Source organism: Roseimicrobium sp. ORNL1 (genome assembly GCF_011044495.1).
Taxonomy (GTDB): Bacteria; Verrucomicrobiota; Verrucomicrobiia; order Verrucomicrobiales; family Verrucomicrobiaceae; genus Roseimicrobium.
This window is the reverse complement of record NZ_CP049143.1, coordinates 2914214-2932783: the sequence shown is the minus strand read 5'-3', so window position 1 is coordinate 2932783 and position 18570 is coordinate 2914214. Positions and strand designations below refer to the sequence as shown.

Here is an 18570-nt window from a genome sequence, read left to right as displayed (position 1 = left end):
GCGCAGATGGGGGGTGTTTGCATTACGCCCCGGGTTCGCCAGATGGTTGCGAGACGAGACTTCTTTCTTCAGTGTCCCGGCGTCGAGGGTGCGCTCGCGGTGGTGGCAGCGGGCTTGTGGGCAGCTGGTCCGCGGTTCGAGGGAGAGAAGTACGCCACGAGGAACGTGCCCACCGCAGCCAGCACAATGCCGATGAAGAAGGGCACCGGAATGGCTTTGATGCCACCTTCCGGAGGATGCATGATCATGGCCACGATGGTATTCACCACCGGCGCGCCAGCGAAGACGATGGGCATGACCTGCGCGGGAGCCGCGCCTTTAAAGATGGCCGCCGCGGCGCCGAGGGAAAGAATGAGGGTGAAGGCACCCACCGCACCCGCCACACCGGCGAGGAAGCTCCAGGTGATGCCGCCCGGGGTGAATTTCCAGTCGGTTTCACGCTGCATCAGCACGACGACCGGCCCCACGATGGCTACCACGAAATAGGCGACACCCACGAAGAGGAAGGCCTTCAGACTGGCATTGGCCGGCTCCGATCCCAGCATGAGGCTGCGGCCTTGATGCAGGAGAATTCCATAAACGCCCCAGGAAAGGACGGTGAGCAGGGCGAAAAGGAGCCAGGAGGACATGATGGGTTTCTTCTGTGGAGTGGGAGTCACGAGTGAAGGGTGAAGTTATGTGGCAGAACTAAACGCAAAGCAGTGATCCGGCTTTGCAGCAAACAGATTGTATTAACCCAACCCGCTTGCCGGGAAATCACACTGCCGGTGGGCGGGGATTTGGACAGGGAGATGATTGCGGCAGACCTTTCCGATGGGTGATGGTCGAAGCGCTGGAATTCAACACAGAGACACGGAGACACAAAAACACAGAGCATAAGGAACCCAAGACTGATGGGAGCCGCGCCAAGTCTCGCACTTATATTCTCAACAACTCCGTGTCTCGGCGTCTCCGTGTCTCTGTGTTGAACACCCTGACGTCGCCTCCACCTCCCCTACCCCTGCCCCTTGCGAGCACCAAGCACCTCCGCGGGTGCAGTCTCCAGCTTGTCCTTCACGCGAGACGGGATCTCCACGGCTTTCATGCCGCCTTTCTCCTTGTCCTTCTGCACGCACACGGCGGCGATGCGGCCTTCGGCGGCGAGGGTGCCGTCCAGCTTCCGCACGCGGAAGAGGTAGCGGATGGAGCGGGTGCGGAGTTCCTCCACCAAAAGCTCGACCTCCACTTCGTCTTCAAAGAAGAGCGGGGTGAAGAAGTCGCAGGAGGCGTGCACGCGCGGCCAGCCCACGGGATTCCCCTCCATGGTGGGAATGGTGCCGGGGCGCTCCACGATGCTCAACCCCAAGGACCGGAAGAAGGCGTGCTCGGCCCGCTCCATGAACCGGAAAAAGTTCGAAAAGTGCACAATCCCAGCCATATCCGTGTCTGAAAACTGGACCAGATCGCGGTGAACAAAGCGGTGCTCAGGCATGGCAGCGAGCATGGACGCGCCGGGGCGACCTGCAAGAATTTCCTTCCCCGGCGGTAAACCTTGTGTCACACTCCGGGCGCGCTCCCCCTCTTCATCTCCCGCAAACATGCCTTCGACACAGTCTGCTGTTCCGATCGACACCCTGAAGGAAAGCTATCTGACCGCCTACGGCTACATGGTCCGGGCGCGGATACTGGAAGACAAACTGGCCGCCCTCTACCGGGCGGGCGGTCGCATCGTGGGTGGCGTGTACGTGGGCAGGGGCCAGGAGGCCTTCAGCGCCTCGCTCGCCGTGCATCTGCAAAAGGGCAAGGATATCTACGCGGGGCTCATTCGTGACCAGGCCGGGAAGCTGGCCTTCGGCGAGCCCATGCTGGACTGCACCCGCACCTACCTGGGCTCTGCCATGGGCCCCATGCGCGGTCGTGATGGCAACATCCACCGTGGCCGCCCCACCGAAGGGCTTCCCGCCATGATCTCCCACTTGGGTTCCATGGTGGGCGTGGTCTGCGGCATGCTCATGGCCCGACGCATGCTCGGCAAGCTGGGTGATGCCGTGGGCGCCACGTCCATCGGCGATGGCGGTACCTCCACCGGTGCCTTCCACGAGGGACTCAACGTAGCCGCCGTCGAGCGCCTGCCTCTCATCGTCTCCGTGGCGAACAACCAGTTCGCCTACTCCACTCCCACGGACCGCCAGTATGCCTGCAAGAGCCTGGTGGATCGTGCGATTGGCTACGGTGTTGAAGGCTATGAGGTGGATGGTACGGACCTCGCCGCCTGCATCGCCATCTTCCAGCACGCGGTGCAACGCGCCCGGACAGGACATGGTCCGCAGATGATCGTGGGCAATCTGCTCCGCCTCTCCGGTCACGGCGAGCACGATGACGCTTCTTATATTCCCGATGCCACGAAGAAGCTCGGCCGCGACAGTCTGATCGTCACCGAACAGAAGATTCAGGAACTGGGCTGGATGTCGCCCACCGAGCTGCGCGCCCTGCGCGAGCAAGCCAAGGAGGAAGTGGAAAAGGCCGTCTCCCAGACCAGCCGTGAACCCTCTCCCGATCCCTTCCGCGAAACGTGGATGGCACTCTCCACCCCCGGCCTGGCTGAGGGCTGGGAGGTGCACTGAGATGATATTCGTGCCAGGAAGTCGGGTCTCCTGACCGGACAGTGGTTGGCGGGTTTTCCTACCCGCCTTTCTTGTCATATGGCGTAGTCACACCGCAGGGACGTTTCCGGTTAACCGCAAAGGAGCAAAAGGAGCAAAGGACGCAGAGGATTGGTTGGGTTGGCTCAGGGGTGGTGGGCGTGTTTGAAGGATGGTTCGCCTCGACACAAAGGAGGCAGAGACGCGCAGGAGTTCCGCTCGTCCTGTTGAGTATTGCATGGACTGGAGGTTAGACGTCCCGCCAGACAGTGGGCGTTAGGCGTCCCCGCCTGACCAGCAACCGTCATACCTTCGTTCCCGGCGATGCTTGAGGAGTGGCCTTCATGAAGTGGTGAACAACAGATCACCATGGGAGCAGGAATGCTCCCACTCCCTGGCAGGTCGCAACGCTCTACAGCAATGGCCACGCCCTTCTGCGCGTCTCGCCACCTTTGCATCGAGGTGTACCACGCCAAGGCATCTCCACCGCATCCACAGGCTCACCCCAGAGCTTCTTGCGTCCTTTGCCTCTCTGCCCCTTTGCGGTTAACCGGAAGCGTCCCTGAAGCGCAACCTCATCACGTGGGAAAGGCGGGTTAAGAACACCCGCCACCTACTTCTTCGGCATCAGCACCGGCGGCACCGCCGGCGCTTCCTGGGGCTCGAAGGCGCCTTTGCCGCCAAAGGGATCAATAGGGTGCAACACTTCCACGAGGAGGAAAATGCCAGCGGCAATGGTGATCCACTGGGGGAGACCGAACCATTTTGTATCGCCCAGTTTCTTTCGGGCAATCCGGTGGACGTCGAGGAAGAGAATCCAGGCGACTGCGGCAAACATGAAGACAAAGAGCAGAGTCATCTCCGAGTATCTGGCGCTCCATTCACAGACAATGTAGGCCGGTGGGTCGCCTTCACCTCGCAGGATGATCTCGCTGATCTCCACCCGGTATTTCCCCACAGGCAGACGGTAGGACCTGTCGATACCATGGAGACGAAACTCGCCGGACAGGTCCTGCTCCGGGATCTCCTTCATGCGGCTGAACTGCGCGCCATCGAACATGGAGATCCACTGGGTGCGACGCTCGCCGGTCTTCTCATAGATCAGCGTGGTCAGGAAAAAGATTTCCTGATGGTGGATGAGGTCGTGGCTCTTGACCTCGCCCGGCTTGAAGTCATAGGCCTTCAGGTACATCGAGGGATAGAGATTGCCGCGCGGCTTGAACTCAAGCGGCCCTGCCTGCGCAGAGACACGGTAGAACCTTGCGTCTCCCTCTGTCTTCACCAGTTCAGGATGTGGCAGAGGCACCTGTGTGTCCATGCGCACGCTGGTGTCTGGCGTGAACATATAAATGCCCACGATGACCGCGAAGGCGATGGCCGCACCCATCCAGAATTGCGCGACGCGCTTCGCCGCCAGTGGCACCGCGCTGGGATGCGTGACCATCGCACGCAGCATGGCGAGAATGGTCGGCGGAATGTCCGCGCGCTCGCCGCAGTAGGTGCACTTCGCGCCCGTGCCCGCTTTCAGCACTTCATCCGGCAGCGCTCCGGCGCAGAGGCGGCAGACCAATGCCACGGTGTCGTCTTCACGCGGCAGGTGTCCTTCGAAACCGCGGGCGCGTTTTACCTGGCCTTGCAGAGAGACGAGCAGTGTGTCGCATCCTGAGCAGGCCGTGGCCACTTTTCCGTGCACCGGAGTATCCGCACCACACTGGGGGCAATTGACTTCACGGGAGGCAGCGGCAGAGGCGGCGGACATGCGCCGTGCATGAAGCGCAGGTGAACGTGTGGCGCAACCGGCGACGTTGCGAAAACTGGCGCGGACTCAAGCTCCCGCCGGACGCGGTGCTGCCGGGGCGGATGGCGCCGCGGGTGCAGGACCAGACCCCGGACCGGAACCAATCCCAGGTGATGGCGCGGGCACCGGTGCAGGACTGGGTGCCGCTGCGGTAAATGGCGTGGCAGCGGGAGGGGGCATGGGGGCCACGGTCTCTGCCGGAGGCTGGCTGAAGTTTGGTCCGTCCGTGATGCCCATGCCGCCGAGGCTGGGCAGGAGTTCCATGGGCTGGCGGTGATCCACGAACATGCGATCCAGGGCGACTCCGATCTCCACGGCAAAGTCGTGCACCTGCGTCGTGGCCTTCCGCGCCTGGTGAGCGAGACTCCGCTGGCAGGCGGCGACCAGAAGGGAAAACAGCGCGCCGGCCAGCAAAGGCAGCAAGACGGAACTCCACAGTCCCACTCCAGTCTGCTCCCGACCCAGACCATCCAGAAGACACAGCAGCGCGCCGACCAGTCCCAGCACGGGAAGACTCCACGCCGACATGCCTCCCACACCGACCATGAACGGGCGCGTGACCTCATCCGTCACGTGACGGGCCGTGCGATTCACGGCCTCTCCCTGGGAGGGAGTGATGCGGCCCGCCGTGCGCAGCCGGGCCATGTAATTCTTGTCCACCGTATCCGTACCCAGCAGGTGCCAGGAAAGCTCACGGCAGGCATTCTGATACACCGCCGCCCGCGCGGAACCGGGAAACACCATGCCGGTCTGGAAGAGCGCCAGCAGATGGGCGGAGCCACGGAACGACGCGGTGAATTCCTCATCCGCCTTGTTCGTCTTTGCAATGCTCGAGCTGCGCGAGATCCACTTGAGCACACAGACGAGCATCACCAGCAGCAAAAGCGCACAGCACCCCAGCGAAAGCATGCTCACTTCGGAGAGACTTTTTTGCAGTCCATAAAAAGTGAAGGCTTGCAGGGAAAGGAATGAGGAGATGGGGGGCATCTGCAAACGATGCTAACGTAAATCGCTGTTCTGTCTTGAAAAAATTCCCGGTGGGTGGCGCTCACTTTTGCTTCCATTCCTCTCGTATGGTGCGTATCCATGGACGGAGTTTGTTTCTTGCTTCTATGAAACGCTGGTCCCTGCATGTTGGAACCTTTGGTGGCACGGAAGTGCGGCTGCACGCCACCTTTCTTCTGCTCGTTGCTCTCTTTGGCTGGGTGACGCTCGTCAACCACGGACCGGCTGTGGCCCTGCAGACGGTTGCGTTCATCATCGCGATTTTCTTTTGCGTCTTGCTGCATGAGTTCGGCCACGTGCTGGCGGCGCGGCGCTATGGCATCCAGACGACGGATGTGACCCTGCTGCCCATTGGCGGTCTGGCAAGGCTGGAGCGCATGCCACGCAAGCCAAGCCAGGAACTTGCGGTGGCACTCGCGGGTCCGGCGGTGAATGTGGCCATTTATCTTTTGCTCCTGCCGTTTCTCCCGTCAGCGCCACCATTCTCGTTCAGGTATGACATCATACAGGCACCCTTTTTTGAACGGCTCGCCTACTGGAACATGATGATGGTGGCCTTCAACATGATTCCCGCCTTCCCCATGGATGGTGGCCGTGTGTTGAGATCAACCCTCGCTCATTTCATGGACTATGCTGTCGCAACCCGCATTGCGGCGACCATCGGCCAGACCATCGCGGTGATCGCCGGGGTCCTTGCTCTCTTCACGACAGGGAATCCTCTCATCGTCATCATCGCCATCTTCATCTTCATGGGCGCCGGGCAGGAGGCAGCGTATGTGAGTGACCAGGAAGCGCTGCGTGGCCTGCGTGTGCAGGATGCCATGCTCACGGAGTTCCGCACCCTGCGGCTGGATGCGGTACTGAAGGACGCGGTGGATCTGCTGCTGTCCGGCACGCAGCATGACTTCCCCGTGATGAACACCGAGGGGCAGGTTCACGGCATGCTCACACGCACCTCGCTCATCTCCGGCCTCGCCCAGCATGGCCCCCAACAGGCTGTAACCACCGTCTCCGAACCGTGTGAGGTGGTCCTGAAACCCTACCATCCCCTGCAGGATGCCATGGACCACCTGCGCAGCAGTTCCTCCCCTGCCCTGCCCGTGCTGGATCCGCTCTCAGGGAAACTGCTCGGCCTGCTTACCTTGGAAAATATCGGTGAGATGATGATGGTGCGCGCGGCGTTGGGACAGCAGCGGTGAAGGGGGGGGAACTGAAGCAAAGAGGAACTTACGAAGCACCGCTTTGGTAGGGAGTTTCAGCCTGGAAGAGCCTGTAGCATTCTAACCAGAACTGTGCCCGTATTTACGCCGAAGGCGTTGCACATTGTCCAGCCCAAGGTCAGTCCGCGAAGCGGGCGCCACCTTGGGTAGCTGAGCGTCGATCGAACCCTGAAAGGGTTCTACAAAGGCATGTCCGACGATGGCTGCATCCTTCATCCAGCAACACGATTGTGGAACGCTTTCAGCGTTCAAACATCTTGGCTCCATATCCCAAGGTGGCGCTTGCTTCGCAAGCTGACCTTGGGCTGGACAATGTGCAACGCCTTCGGCGTAGAAGCGGCTATATCAACAGTCTAGTCACGCTTCGTGTGAGGTTGCACAAGCATTGAAATCCAAATGCCGAAGGTTCCAAACATATCACGAGATACACGGCGATTGTTTGAGTTTATTTTCTCTCCACCTCACTTCCCCGCCTTCCGCCGCTGGTGTGCCGGACCTCCCTCCTGGGAAAGGTTTCGCGCGGTGTTGATGAGTCCCACATGAGAGAAGGCCTGGGGGAAATTCCCAAGCATGCGCCCGCTGCGGGGGTCCACCTGCTCGGCGAGAAGGCCAAGGTCATTGCGCACCTTGAGCAACTTCTCAAACAGGGCACGTGCCTCGTCCATGCGACCACACATCGCATAGTTATCCGCGAGCCAGAAGGAGCATAACAGGAACGCACCCTCGCCTGGTGGCAGGCCATCAACATGCGAGCATTGCTCACTGAGATAGCGCAACACATAACCCTCCACGAGCAGCTCACGCTCCACGGCGGCGATGGTGCCCCGCACACGTGCATCCTCTGGCGGCAGGAAGCCGACCAGTGGCACCATGAGCAGGCTCGCATCGATGGCATCGCCGTCATACACCTGCACGAAGGATTGCTTGGCCTTGCTATACCCGCGTTCGCAGATCTCAAGGTGCAGTGCGTCGCGATGTTCCTTCCATCGCTCCACGGGTCCTTCCATGCCGAACTGCTCCACGGCTCTCACGGCGCGATCAAATGCGACCCAGGCCATGAGTTTCGAGTGCGTGAAGTGGCGTCGTGGCCCACGCACTTCCCAGATGCCTTCATCCGGTTCCTTCCACGCAGTTTCGAGGAACTGCAGAATGGCCCGCTCCATGGCCCAGGACTGCGGGGCGGAGTTGATCCCGGTGCACCGTGCCTGATGCATGGAGTCGATGACTTCGCCATACACGTCCAATTGGAACTGGCTGTAGGCCGCATTCCCCACGCGCACGGGTTTGGAATTTTCATAACCCGGCAGCCAAGGAAGCTCATACTCTTCAAGGCGTCGCTCACCCGCGAGGCCGTACATGATCTGCAGCTTGCCCGGATCTCCGGCCACGGCGCGCAGGAGCCAGTCCCTCCAATCCTTCGCCTCGCTGGTGTGGCCGCCCTGCATGAGGGTGTACAAGGTGAAGGTGGCATCACGCAGCCAGCACAGGCGGTAGTCCCAGTTTCGCACGCCGCCGATGAACTCGGGCAGGGATGTGGTGGCCGCCGCGACGATGCCGCCGGTGGGTGCGTAGGTGAGCGCCTTCAGCGTGACCAGGGACCGCTCGATTTCCTTGCACCATTCGCCGTCGCACTTCGCATCGGCCAGCCAGTCCCGCCACCAGCGCTCGGTCTCGGCGATCTTCTTCTGAGTATCACCACGCCTATCGGGAGGCTGGTGGGACGCGTGCCAGAGCAGGTCAAAGGCCACACTCTCCCCCTCCTTGATCTCAAACTCCGCCACCGTGGTGAGTCCCTCGCCATGCGTGGCCACATCACTCCAGAGGCTGAGCGCATCTGGCCCGGCCACGGCTTCCAGACGGTCATCGACACGACGCGTCCACGGTACGATGGACCCGTAGTCGAAGCGCACAATGAGCAGCATCTTCATGCGCACCGTGCCGCGCACGCCTTCGACGATCCGCACGATGTCCGCATCCCGCTCGCGGATGGGCATGGCATCCACGAGGCGCACGCAGCCGCTGGCCGTTTCGAATTCCGTTTCCAGAATCAAGGTGCCGTCGCGATATGCACGACGGGAGGCGGTGATCTTCTCACCTTCCGCGGGAGCGATCTTCCAGCAGCCGTGCTCCTCCTTTCCCAGCAGCGCCGCGAAGCATGCTGCCGAGTCGAACCGTGGAAAACAGAGCCAGTCGATGGAGCCATTCCGCCCGACGAGAGCGACCGTCTGCGTGTCTCCAATGATGCCGTAGTCTTCGATTCTCACCAGTGGCGCGCCTGTTTCCGTTTTTACCATATCCATCCAGAATGGAGGCATGGTCTCACCCAAGATTCGCGCACCTCCCTCCCCTTGCGCCTATGGGTCAAGGCTGATGGCTTCATCATGAGCACCCTAGACGGGCCCCGTGCCTTGTATGAAAAGGCGGAAATGTGACGGATTTTTTGGCGGCACGGAAAATGATTCACTCCACGACCCGGGCGATTTCGGGGTGGACATGGACCCGTTTTTCCGCGAGAGAACGACGTTTCTTGCCAGCCCAAGAAGCTTTAGCTATCTTAACCAATACCTCAGCCATCAATGGACGAATTGCTCATCACTCAAGTCATCGGTCGTGAAATCCTGGATTCCCGCGGGAATCCCACCGTGGAAGTGGACGTGTATCTGGAGTGTGGAGTCATGGGCCGCGCGGCAGTGCCGAGCGGTGCGAGCACCGGTGAACATGAAGCGCTGGAACTGCGCGACGGCGACAAGGGTCGCTACCTTGGCAAGGGCACCACGAAGGCCGTGGCCAATGTGAACGACATCATTGCCGAGCACATCGAAGGTCTTCCCGCCAACGAACAGGTGCTCGTCGACAAGGCGATGCTCGACCTCGACGGCACCAAGACCAAGAGCAAGCTCGGTGCAAACGCCATCCTCGGTGTGAGCATGGCTGTGGCCAAGGCCGCTGCCAACGCGCTGAACCAGCCCCTCTACAAGTACCTCGGCGGCCCGAACGCCAAGGTCCTCCCCGTGCCGATGATGAACATCATCAACGGTGGCGCCCACTCGGATGCCCCGATTGATTTCCAGGAGTTCATGATTGTGCCCAAGGGCGCCCCCACCTTCCGTGAAGCGTTGCGCTATGGCGCGGAAGTCTTCCACGCACTGAAGAAGCTCCTCCATGACCGCGGTCTGAATACCGCCGTGGGTGATGAAGGCGGCTTCGCCCCGACACTCGACAGCGCGGACGACGCCCTCGCGGTGATCGCCCAAGCCATCGAGAAGGCCGGCTACAAAGTGGGTCAGGACATCTTCTTCGCCCTCGACGTGGCCGCCAGCGAGTTCCACGACAAGGCCAAGGGCAAGTACGTCTTCAAGAAGAGCGACAAGTCCGAGCGCAGCGACGACGAGATCGTGGCCTACTACCAGGGCCTGCAGAAGAAGTACCCGATCATCTCCATCGAAGACGGTTGCGGCGAAAGCGACTGGACCGGCTGGAAGAAGCTGACCGACGCCATGGGCAAGAACACCCAGCTCGTGGGTGACGACCTCTTCGTGACGAACGTCGAGTTCCTCCAGAAGGGCATCGACCAGGGCGTGGCAAACTCCATCCTCGTGAAGGTGAACCAGATTGGCTCGCTCACCGAGACCTTCGACGCTGTCGAACTGGCCCACCGCCATGGCTACACCTCCGTGCTCAGCCACCGCTCCGGTGAAACGGAAGACGCCACCATCGCCGACCTCGCCGTCGCGACGAACTGCGGTCAGATCAAAACCGGCTCCCTCAGCCGCTCCGACCGTATCGCAAAGTACAACCAGCTTCTGCGCATCGAGCAGGAACTGGGAGACAACGCCATCTACGGCGGCCGCATGAAGGTCTAATACAGTATATCCGCATTCATCCCACCATGACTCTGGACGAAGCCGGCCACCCGCACTCAGGTGCGGACCGCCCTTCGCTGCTCCAGAGTCTGGTGCGGCTGAATCGCTACGCGCTCCTCCTTCTGCTCATTCCCGCCGGTGTCATTTATTTCTGGCCCGGTCCCGAATGGAAGAAGCAGGAGGCCGCCAAGCAGACGCTCCATGACCTCACCAGCCAACGCGATGCCCTGGCGCACAAGGTGGAGAAACTGGAAAAGAAGCTGGAGCTCATCAAGAACGATCCCGAGTACCTCGAGACCATGGCCCGTGACAGGCTGAGCCTGCAGAAGGATGGAGAGATCATCCTGCACTTCGAGGAATAGGAAAGAACCGGAACCGGGAACCCCTCCCGCCACGTAAACCTGACGTAACGCCGACCCCTGCTGTACCGATGCCGAGACTGCGCATCTTTGACCGATACATCTTCACCCAGGTGGCATGGTCCACCATCATGGGCGTGCTCATCCTCACCGGGGTCATGGTGCTGGGCACCGTGTTCAAGGAAATGGAGCGCCTGCTGGGTGACACCTCCACCCTGCCCCTGTTGGCGGTGCTGCAGTTCATCAGCTACGTGGTGCCCTACTCGCTCATCTTCACCATTCCCTGGGCGCTGCTCACGGCCATCCTGCTCGTGTTCGGCCGCATGAGCGCGGACAATGAAATGACCGCGCTACGCATGACGGGCATGCCCATGTGGCGCATCTGCATGCCGGTCTTCATCCTCGCCATCGCCATGTCCGGCGTGTGCTTCTGGGTGAACATCCACCTGGCGCCGATGGCGAAGACCAAGATCAAGCAACTCTTCTACAGCATGGCCCTGGACGATCCGGCCATGCTTTTCCAGGAGGGCAAGGTGCTGGAGAAATTCCCCGGCTACCGCATCTACACGAAGAAGCGCAAGGACAAGAAGCTCTGGGGTGTGGAGATCGTGCAGACCACGCTGGGAAACATGGAGCGCTACATCCGCGCGGAACGCGCCGAGGTGGAAGTGACTCCCGGGGTGACCGATTTCATCCTGCGCCTGTACGATTGCCAGATCGAAACGACCAAGCCGGATGAGCCCCCGCCTCCCGGTGCCGCTACGGCAGCAGCTGTGCCTGCCGCACCGCAGGAAGACGATCCCAGTGCGAAGTTCCAGCCCGTTTACTTCAAGGAGACGGCTCTCACCTTCCCCCTGAGTGAGCTGAAGGCCAAGACCGAGCGAGTCTCCAACAGCATGAAGAGCACCACCGATCTCTGGAGGGAAGTGCAAACCGAAGTGAGCGTGGTGAACGGCCAGCCGATGACGAAGCCGCTCGTCTCTGCCGTGCGCACGGAGCTCTCCCTGCGCTACAGTTTCTCCCTGGTGGCGCTTGTGTTCTGCCTCGTGGGCATCCCGCTGGCCATCACGGCCCAGCGACGTGAGACCTCCATCGGCTTTGCCTTGAGCCTGCTCGTGGCCGTGTCCTATCAGGTCTTCGTGATTCTCGCGTCGAACCTGGCGGAGAAGCGCGGCGCCTATCCGCACCTGCTCATGTGGGTGCCGACGATCTTGTTCACGCTCGTGGGCGCTCGGTTGTTTTACAAGCTGAGCAAGAAGTAAGGCGCGAGCTACCTTGTCCTTCACGCCATTTGCAATTGGCCCGCACACTGCTAACCACAGGGTTGCAATGCCTACTCCCCCCCTGACTCCCCTTCTGTCTCAAAATCGTGCCTGGTCGGAGTCGATGCGAGCGGAGGATCCGGAGTTCTTCATGCGCCTGGTGGAGCAGCAGGTGCCGCAGTACCTGTGGATTGGCTGCTCGGACAGTCGCGTGCCAGCGAATGAAATTGTGGGCATGGCGCCGGGGGAACTTTTCGTGCATCGCAACGTGGCCAATGTGGTGGTGCACACCGACCTGAACTGCCTGAGCGTGCTGCAATACGCGGTGGAAGTGCTGAAGGTGAAACACATCCTCGTGGTGGGTCACTACGGCTGCGGCGGTGTCCGTGCCGCCTTGCAGAATCAGAAGCTGGGCCTCATCAACAACTGGCTGCGCCACGTACAGGACGTGCAGCAGAAGCATGACTTCCAGCTCAAGGGAATCGAAGACGAAGACGCCCGCGTGGATCGCCTGTGCGAACTCAACGTGGTGGAGCAGGTGATGAACGTCTGCCAGACCACCGTGGTGGAAGGCGCCTGGGAACGCGGCCAGGACCTGAGCATCCATGGATGGATCTACCGCCTGAGCGACGGCATCATCCGCGACCTGAGCATCAACGTCACGGCCAATGACAACCTCACGGAAAGCCGTGATGCCGCCGCGACGAAGCTGATCGCGAAGGCGCACAAGTGGCTGTGAGCGGAAGCATGAGATCCCTTGAACTGCGGCAGCACCCTGCCGCCAACGTCTGGGCTTAGCATTTTAATTTAGACTATAGCCGTGCACTCGACTTCCCGGAGGGATGAAAGCCGCCGCACCTGCTTCATTCTGCGGCTATAGTTCAATTCAAAATACCTAGAACCTCGACGGGCCCAGCACTTGCATCGCGAAGTCATGATCCAGACGAACAGTTTCGCCTGGTCTCCTGGGAGCCAGTCCCTGCGCGATCACCAGTTCCAATAGAGTGAAGTCCTCCGCATCGAGCAGGGCTTCCCGCTGCGCCACCTTGCGCCTGCTCCACGTGGCCTCAAACATCGGGACGGGAAAAAAGCTGTGCCACGAGTCATCCGCGTCGGTCCCTCCGTAGTAACACGCCGAGCATCCGATGCGAGTGCCACGCTTGGGCGTGAACAGAGCAGGGCAGTTATCTTCGTGGAGCCGGACGGCAATGATGGGCGGTATATCCAGCCTCTTCCGCAAGTCCGTCACGGCCAGGTAGCGGAACGGTGAACGACTCGTCACGATGGCAGCAACCAAGTCCCCTTTAAGATGGGAGTGCGCATTGTTCCTGTGACTCGTTAAACAAGCCGCCACAAGGACTGAGCCGGCAACAAATGGCAAAATCCCAGCCCACCACGCCACCTTCCAGAACAACAGGACGCTGATGCCCAGCAAGGCCAGGGCAATGCAGCAGAAGTTGAGCGCACCCGACGCCGTGCAAACGAACCTCGTGAAGCTGGACTGCAATCCCACAGGCCTCGATGCCGCATAGAGCGCGGGAGTGAGGGTGGGCGTGTATGGCCGGGGCCCCGGCGCGAAGGCGTCTGGGCTTCGAGGTTTGTTGGCATGCCATGGATCCATGGCATGAGAAAACCTTTTCACCATCGACTCGTCAATGCGCTACTTTGGAATGCGCTCCCCTGGGCCGGTCGCTCCGGGACCGCCCCCTCCCCGTCATTTTCCGCCCGCCGGTGGCAAAATCCTTGTGTGAAAACAAGAACGATGCGATCCGATCAGATCGCCCCTCCGGCGTTGAATGGATATTGATTGTCCGGAGGGCCTGTAAGTTCGCCCGGTTAAGGAACGTAAACTGACCACTGATCTTCCCCCATGCCCGACATCTCAGATTCCCAGGCGGCTGCACAATTCGTCAACGGTTACCAAAAGCTGCGCGCCGAGCTCTCCAAGCGCATCGTGGGTCAGGAGGATGTGATTGAGCAGGTGTTCATCGCCATGGCCGCCGGGGGCCACGCCCTGCTGGAAGGCGTGCCGGGGCTGGCCAAGACGCTGCTGGTCAAGTCCTTCGCCGACGCCATCCATCTCACCTTCCGCCGCATCCAGTTCACGCCGGACCTCATGCCAGCGGACATTACCGGCACGGAAATCATCCAGGAAGATGAGCAGACCGGACGCCGCAAGATGGTCTTCATGCGCGGTCCGATTTTCTCCCAAATCATCCTGGCGGACGAAATCAACCGTACGCCGCCCAAGACGCAGGCGGCTCTGCTCGAAGCCATGCAGGAGCGCAGCGTGACCGTAGGCCAGGAGACCTTTGTGCTGCCGAGGCCCTTCTTCGTACTGGCGACGCAGAATCCGATTGAGCAGGAAGGTACCTACCCACTGCCCGAAGCACAGAAGGATCGCTTTCTCTTCCTCATCAAGGTGGCCTACCCCACGCGTGATGATGAACGCGAGATCCTCGCCCGCACCACCGGCACCGCGGGTGATGACATCCGCCCCGTGCTGAGTGGTGAGGACCTGCAGGCGGCACAGGCCCTGGCCCGCCGTGTGCCGGTGCCGGATCATGTGACGGACTTTGTCCTGGACCTCGTGCGTGCCACCCGCACCACCGAGGCCGGTGTGAGCAGCTATGTGAAGCAGATGGTCGGCTGGGGCGCAGGCCCGCGTGCCAGCCAGCACCTCATCCTCTCCAGCAAGGTGCGAGCCCTGCTGCGCGGCCGTACGCATGTGACCATGGACGACGTGGAGGCCCTGGCCACCCCCGTGCTGCGCCACCGCCTCGTGACCACCTTCCACGCGGAAGCCGAAGGCGTGACGGTGGATCACATCGTGAAGCACCTCCTTGAGAACACGAAGCGCCCGAGTGGGAAGGTGATGTGAGTTTGAAAATGGGAAGACGAAGCGGTGATCAAGTCATCGCCTCTCTTTATTCCTCTGTAGCGTCTGAAGCTTTCGCTCGTGCATTGATTCTCGCCTTCAACAACTTGATGCCCTCTGTCACTTCATCTGTCGTGAGAACTGCTTCAGGATGCTGTTCATACAGCGTCAGGCGATCCTCCAGCAGGGCTTGCATGGCGGGAGAGAGTTCTTCCGATGTGCCAGAATGGATTTCTGCAAAGTTCTCCGAACTCATGCATGAAGATAGCTCTCACAATAGCCGACTGCAAGATGCACCGCGCTCGGCGAGTGCAACAATCGCCGCAGCAGGCTGCGGACTCTGGAAAGCGGCAGCAGGCTGCCGCAGTCCAAGGTGGCTACGCCACACAAGTCCACCCCTTACAGGCTTCTTACCATTCACTACTGGCCACTGAATACTAAACACTGAAAACTCCATAGCATGGCCAAACTCTCCGACCTCCTTCCCGCCGAAGATCTGGCGCAGCTCACCGGGCTGCCGCTCTTCGCGCGGACGGTCATGGAGGGTTTCTCCACGGGGATGCACGCGTCTCCGCACAAGGGTTTCAGCGTCGAGTTCCGCCAGCATCGCCCGTATGTGCAGGGGGACGAAATCAAGCGGCTGGACTGGAAGATCTTTGGCCGCAGTGACCGCTTCTACATCCGCGAGTACGATGAGGAGACGAACCTGCGCGCGACCATCCTGCTGGATGCCAGCGGCTCGATGAAGTATCGCGGGACGAAGGGGCAGGTGAAGTTCGAGCATGCGCGAAAGCTGGCGGCGTCGCTGGCCTATGTGCTCACCGGTCAGCAGGATGCGGTGGGTCTCGTGACCTTCGACAGCAAAGTACGTGAACACATTCCCTGCCGCACGAAGACGACGCACCTGCACAACATCCTTGAGGTGCTCATGAAAACACAGCCGGGCGCGGATACGTCGCTTGCTGGTGTGTTGCAGGCACTGGCAGCTCGCATGAAGCGACGCGGGCTGCTCATGCTGCTCTCGGATTGCTTTGATGATGCCGAAGCTCTTCTGCAGGCCGTGGGTGTGCTGCGGAAGCAGGGGCATGAAATCATCGTGTTCCAATTGTGGGACCGCGATGAAATCGACTTCCCCTTCTCACGCTGGGCGCGATTTGAGAACCTGGAGAATCCGGAGGACTTCGAGCAGGTCGATCCGGTGGTGATCCGCCAGCGCTATCTGCAGGTGCTGGCAAAGTTCCGCGAGGAACTCCTCGAAGGCCTGCGCAAGCACCAGGTGGATCTGGTGCCCATCATGACAGATGAACCACTCACCGCCGCGGTGAAGAGCTACCTCGCGCTGCGCATGCGGCACTGACGAATCGATGTGGTTTCTTAACGGCATCCTCCTGGCGGGCGCGGCAGCGTTTCTCATCCCGCTGATCATCCATCTGCTGAACAAGCGGCGCGTGGTGACGGTCGCGTGGGGCGCCATGCACCTGCTGCACGAGGCGCTGCGGCAGAAGAAACGCAACGTGAGGGTGGAGCAGCTTCTCCTGCTCATCGCGCGCATCAGCATCCCCATCCTGCTCGCACTGCTGCTCGCGCGGCCGGTCTTCACCTTGCTGCGACAGCTTCCGGGGCTGAACAAGAACTCGCTCGTGGTGGTGCTGGACAACAGCTACTCCATGCGCGCACCGGGTGAAGGTGGCACTGCCCGTGACCAGGCGCGCAATCACCTGCGCCGCATTTTCAGCGAACTGCCCGGTGGTTCGGATGTGAGCATCATTCTCGCTGGCAGCCCGCCGCGCCTGCTCATGGCCCAGCCGAGCACCGCGATGGATGTGGTGACGGAAGCGATGGACAGCGAGCCGAGCCTCTCCGGTCCGGTGAAGATCAATGAAGCCTTCCAGCTCGCGCAGGCAGAACTGAAGCGCATGGGCAATGCCGGGCGCGAGGTGCTCTTCATCTCCGACTTCCAGCAGACCGACTGGCGCAATGCGGTGGAAGGCGGCACCGTGCCAGCGCTCGATGCCCTGTCGAAGAATGAGCCCAAGCCGCTGCTAACCTTCCTGCGAGTGCCCAGTGAGTTGCAGGAGAACCTTTCCATCGCCTCGGTGGATCCCTCGGCCTTCGTGGTGGCACGCGAGCAGGCGATTGCGTTGCGCACCCGCATTCAAAATCATGGCACGCGTGCGTATCAGGACATCGCCGTGCACCTGGAGGCAGATGGTGTGAGGCTGCGCACCACGCGCGTGTCCATCGCTCCGAATGCGGAGACGGTGCTCACACTCAGCCATGCCTTTGATACACCAGGCGATCACTCGCTCACGGTGCGGCTAGAGGGTGATTCCTTTCCGGAGGACAATGCCTTCTCCCTCGTCATCCCGGTGCGTGAGCAGGTGAATACCCTGATCGTCCACGGCGAGAACAAGAGCGGCACTGCATTGGAAGGCGATGCGGACTTCCTGCAAATCGCGCTGACCCCACACCAGAGCGCGGAAGTCACGCTGAAGGATGTGATTCGCACCGGGCTCGTGGACTATCGCCAGCTACGGGACAAGGCCACCGAAGGCGCCGAGGTGGTGATTCTCGCGAATGTCCCGAAGCTCAATGACAAGCAAACCAAGGATCTGGAGGAATTCGTGAAGCGCGGTGGCGGCCTGCTCATCTTCGCCGGGCCGGACATGGATCTGCGCTGGTATGAGAAGGACTTCTATCGCGATGGCAAAGGCCTGCTGCCCGCCGCGATCTCGGGTTTCGGTCATGTGGATGAAGGACAGTCGCCGGCACGCGTGCTGAGCCAGCGCTTCACCCACCCTGCCACGACCTACTTCAATGATGCGCGCGGACTGCGCCTGCAGGATGGCTCCTTCAGCCACTGGGTGCGCTTCGACAAGATTCAAGGCGACACACGCGTGCTGCTCAGCCTCGACCGCGGCGATGCACTGCTGGTGGAGAAGCCCTTTGGCAAAGGGCGTGTGCTCGCCGTCGCTTCCACGGCGAATGCGCGCTGGAACAATCTGCCGCTGCAGCCCGTCTTCGTGCCGCTCACGCAGCGACTGGTGACCTACCTCGCCACGCAGAATGCCGCGCCACAATTCCAGATGTGCGGCACCCTCCTGCGTGCTCCGCTGGATATTACCAAGGAGAAGTCCGAGTATGTGCTGACCGACCCCTTCAACAAGATCCACGAACTCGTGGCGAAGAAGGATGAGACCGGCGCGGTGTACGTGGACTACGCCGCCACCTATGCGCCCGGCCTCTACGAGCTGCGTCCCAAGGTGCCCAACGCCAACGAACCCACGCGCCGCTTCGCCTTCAACCTGGACCCCTCCGAGTCCAACCTCACCGCCACCGCCAGCGAAAAGACCCGCGAAGTCGCCAGCCGCATGAATGCCGGCTACGCCGAGAGCTACGACGAATACGCCCGCCTCGACCGCTCCCGCCGCCACGGCACGGAGTTGTGGCAGCCTATTCTCGTGCTGCTGCTGTTGTTCCTCTTCGGTGAGGTGTTTTTGCAACAGAGGATTGGGAAGGCATGATAAAGATGTACGCGAACCCAACAGTCATCATGGCATATAA

General features: G+C 61.0%; 16 protein-coding genes. 9 read left to right on the top strand and 7 right to left on the bottom strand.

Annotated elements, in window-relative coordinates:
- Window positions 1-68: 68 nt before the first annotated feature.
- Together G5S37_RS11850 and G5S37_RS11845 are read right to left on the bottom strand one after the other, a co-directional pair.
- Window positions 69-629, bottom strand: a complete 561-nt coding sequence (locus G5S37_RS11850; protein WP_165204034.1) for a hypothetical protein — start codon at window positions 627-629, stop codon at window positions 69-71.
- Window positions 630-994: 365 nt separating this feature from the next.
- Complete coding sequence (locus G5S37_RS11845) at window positions 995-1471, bottom strand: thioesterase family protein (protein WP_165211529.1); 477 nt, start codon at window positions 1469-1471, stop codon at window positions 995-997.
- Window positions 1472-1577: 106 nt separating this feature from the next.
- On the opposite strand from G5S37_RS11845, the gene G5S37_RS11840 reads away from it, so the two are divergent.
- Window positions 1578-2603, top strand: a complete 1026-nt coding sequence (locus G5S37_RS11840; RefSeq protein ID WP_240914853.1) for a thiamine pyrophosphate-dependent dehydrogenase E1 component subunit alpha — start codon at window positions 1578-1580, stop codon at window positions 2601-2603.
- Between the two features lie 631 nt (window positions 2604-3234).
- Here the strand turns inward: G5S37_RS11840 and G5S37_RS11835 are convergent.
- A complete protein-coding gene (locus G5S37_RS11835; protein ID WP_165204032.1) occupies window positions 3235-4380 on the bottom strand; it encodes a hypothetical protein in 1146 nt (381 codons plus the stop codon).
- 66 nt (window positions 4381-4446) lie between these two features.
- On the bottom strand, window positions 4447-5406 hold the full coding sequence (locus G5S37_RS11830; protein WP_165204029.1) for a hypothetical protein: 960 nt from the start codon (window positions 5404-5406) through the stop codon (window positions 4447-4449).
- Window positions 5407-5531: 125 nt separating this feature from the next.
- Here G5S37_RS11830 and G5S37_RS11825 point away from each other — a divergent pair, with 125 nt between their 5' ends.
- On the top strand, window positions 5532-6623 hold the full coding sequence (locus tag G5S37_RS11825) for a site-2 protease family protein (protein WP_165204026.1): 1092 nt from the start codon (window positions 5532-5534) through the stop codon (window positions 6621-6623).
- Between the two features lie 482 nt (window positions 6624-7105).
- Here G5S37_RS11825 and G5S37_RS11820 read toward each other — a convergent pair whose 3' ends face one another.
- Window positions 7106-8959, bottom strand: a complete 1854-nt coding sequence (locus G5S37_RS11820) for a glycoside hydrolase family 15 protein (RefSeq protein WP_240914852.1) — start codon at window positions 8957-8959, stop codon at window positions 7106-7108.
- A 261-nt stretch (window positions 8960-9220) separates the two neighbouring features.
- On the opposite strand from G5S37_RS11820, the gene eno reads away from it, so the two are divergent.
- The 4 genes from eno to can all read left to right on the top strand — a co-directional run bounded on the left by eno (window position 9221) and on the right by can (window position 12867).
- Complete coding sequence (eno, locus tag G5S37_RS11815) at window positions 9221-10507, top strand: phosphopyruvate hydratase (protein WP_165204023.1); 1287 nt, start codon at window positions 9221-9223, stop codon at window positions 10505-10507.
- Between the two features lie 26 nt (window positions 10508-10533).
- A complete protein-coding gene (locus tag G5S37_RS11810; protein ID WP_165204020.1) occupies window positions 10534-10869 on the top strand; it encodes a septum formation initiator family protein in 336 nt (111 codons plus the stop codon).
- 68 nt (window positions 10870-10937) lie between these two features.
- On the top strand, window positions 10938-12128 hold the full coding sequence (locus G5S37_RS11805; protein WP_165204017.1) for an LptF/LptG family permease: 1191 nt from the start codon (window positions 10938-10940) through the stop codon (window positions 12126-12128).
- A gap of 67 nt (window positions 12129-12195) precedes the next feature.
- A complete protein-coding gene (gene can, locus G5S37_RS11800; protein WP_165204014.1) occupies window positions 12196-12867 on the top strand; it encodes a carbonate dehydratase in 672 nt (223 codons plus the stop codon).
- A gap of 156 nt (window positions 12868-13023) precedes the next feature.
- Here the strand turns inward: can and G5S37_RS11795 are convergent, their stop codons facing one another.
- Window positions 13024-13410, bottom strand: coding sequence for a hypothetical protein (locus G5S37_RS11795; protein WP_165204011.1), 387 nt, complete (start codon window positions 13408-13410; stop codon window positions 13024-13026).
- A gap of 588 nt (window positions 13411-13998) precedes the next feature.
- On the opposite strand from G5S37_RS11795, the gene G5S37_RS11790 reads away from it, so the two are divergent.
- The gene (locus G5S37_RS11790; RefSeq protein ID WP_165204008.1) at window positions 13999-15009 is read left to right on the top strand and encodes a MoxR family ATPase; all 1011 of its coding nucleotides are present in this window, start codon (window positions 13999-14001) and stop codon (window positions 15007-15009) included.
- 46 nt (window positions 15010-15055) lie between these two features.
- Here G5S37_RS11790 and G5S37_RS11785 read toward each other — a convergent pair whose 3' ends face one another.
- On the bottom strand, window positions 15056-15202 hold the full coding sequence (locus G5S37_RS11785) for a hypothetical protein (RefSeq protein ID WP_165204005.1): 147 nt from the start codon (window positions 15200-15202) through the stop codon (window positions 15056-15058).
- A gap of 264 nt (window positions 15203-15466) precedes the next feature.
- Here G5S37_RS11785 and G5S37_RS11780 point away from each other — a divergent pair, with 264 nt between their 5' ends.
- Together G5S37_RS11780 and G5S37_RS11775 are read left to right on the top strand one after the other, a co-directional pair.
- Window positions 15467-16363: a DUF58 domain-containing protein gene (locus G5S37_RS11780; RefSeq protein WP_165204002.1), complete on the top strand. Its 897-nt coding sequence runs from the start codon at window positions 15467-15469 to the stop codon at window positions 16361-16363.
- A 7-nt stretch (window positions 16364-16370) separates the two neighbouring features.
- Entirely contained in the window at window positions 16371-18530 is a 2160-nt protein-coding gene (locus G5S37_RS11775; RefSeq protein WP_165203999.1) for a VWA domain-containing protein, read from the top strand.
- Window positions 18531-18570: the final 40 nt, after the last annotated feature.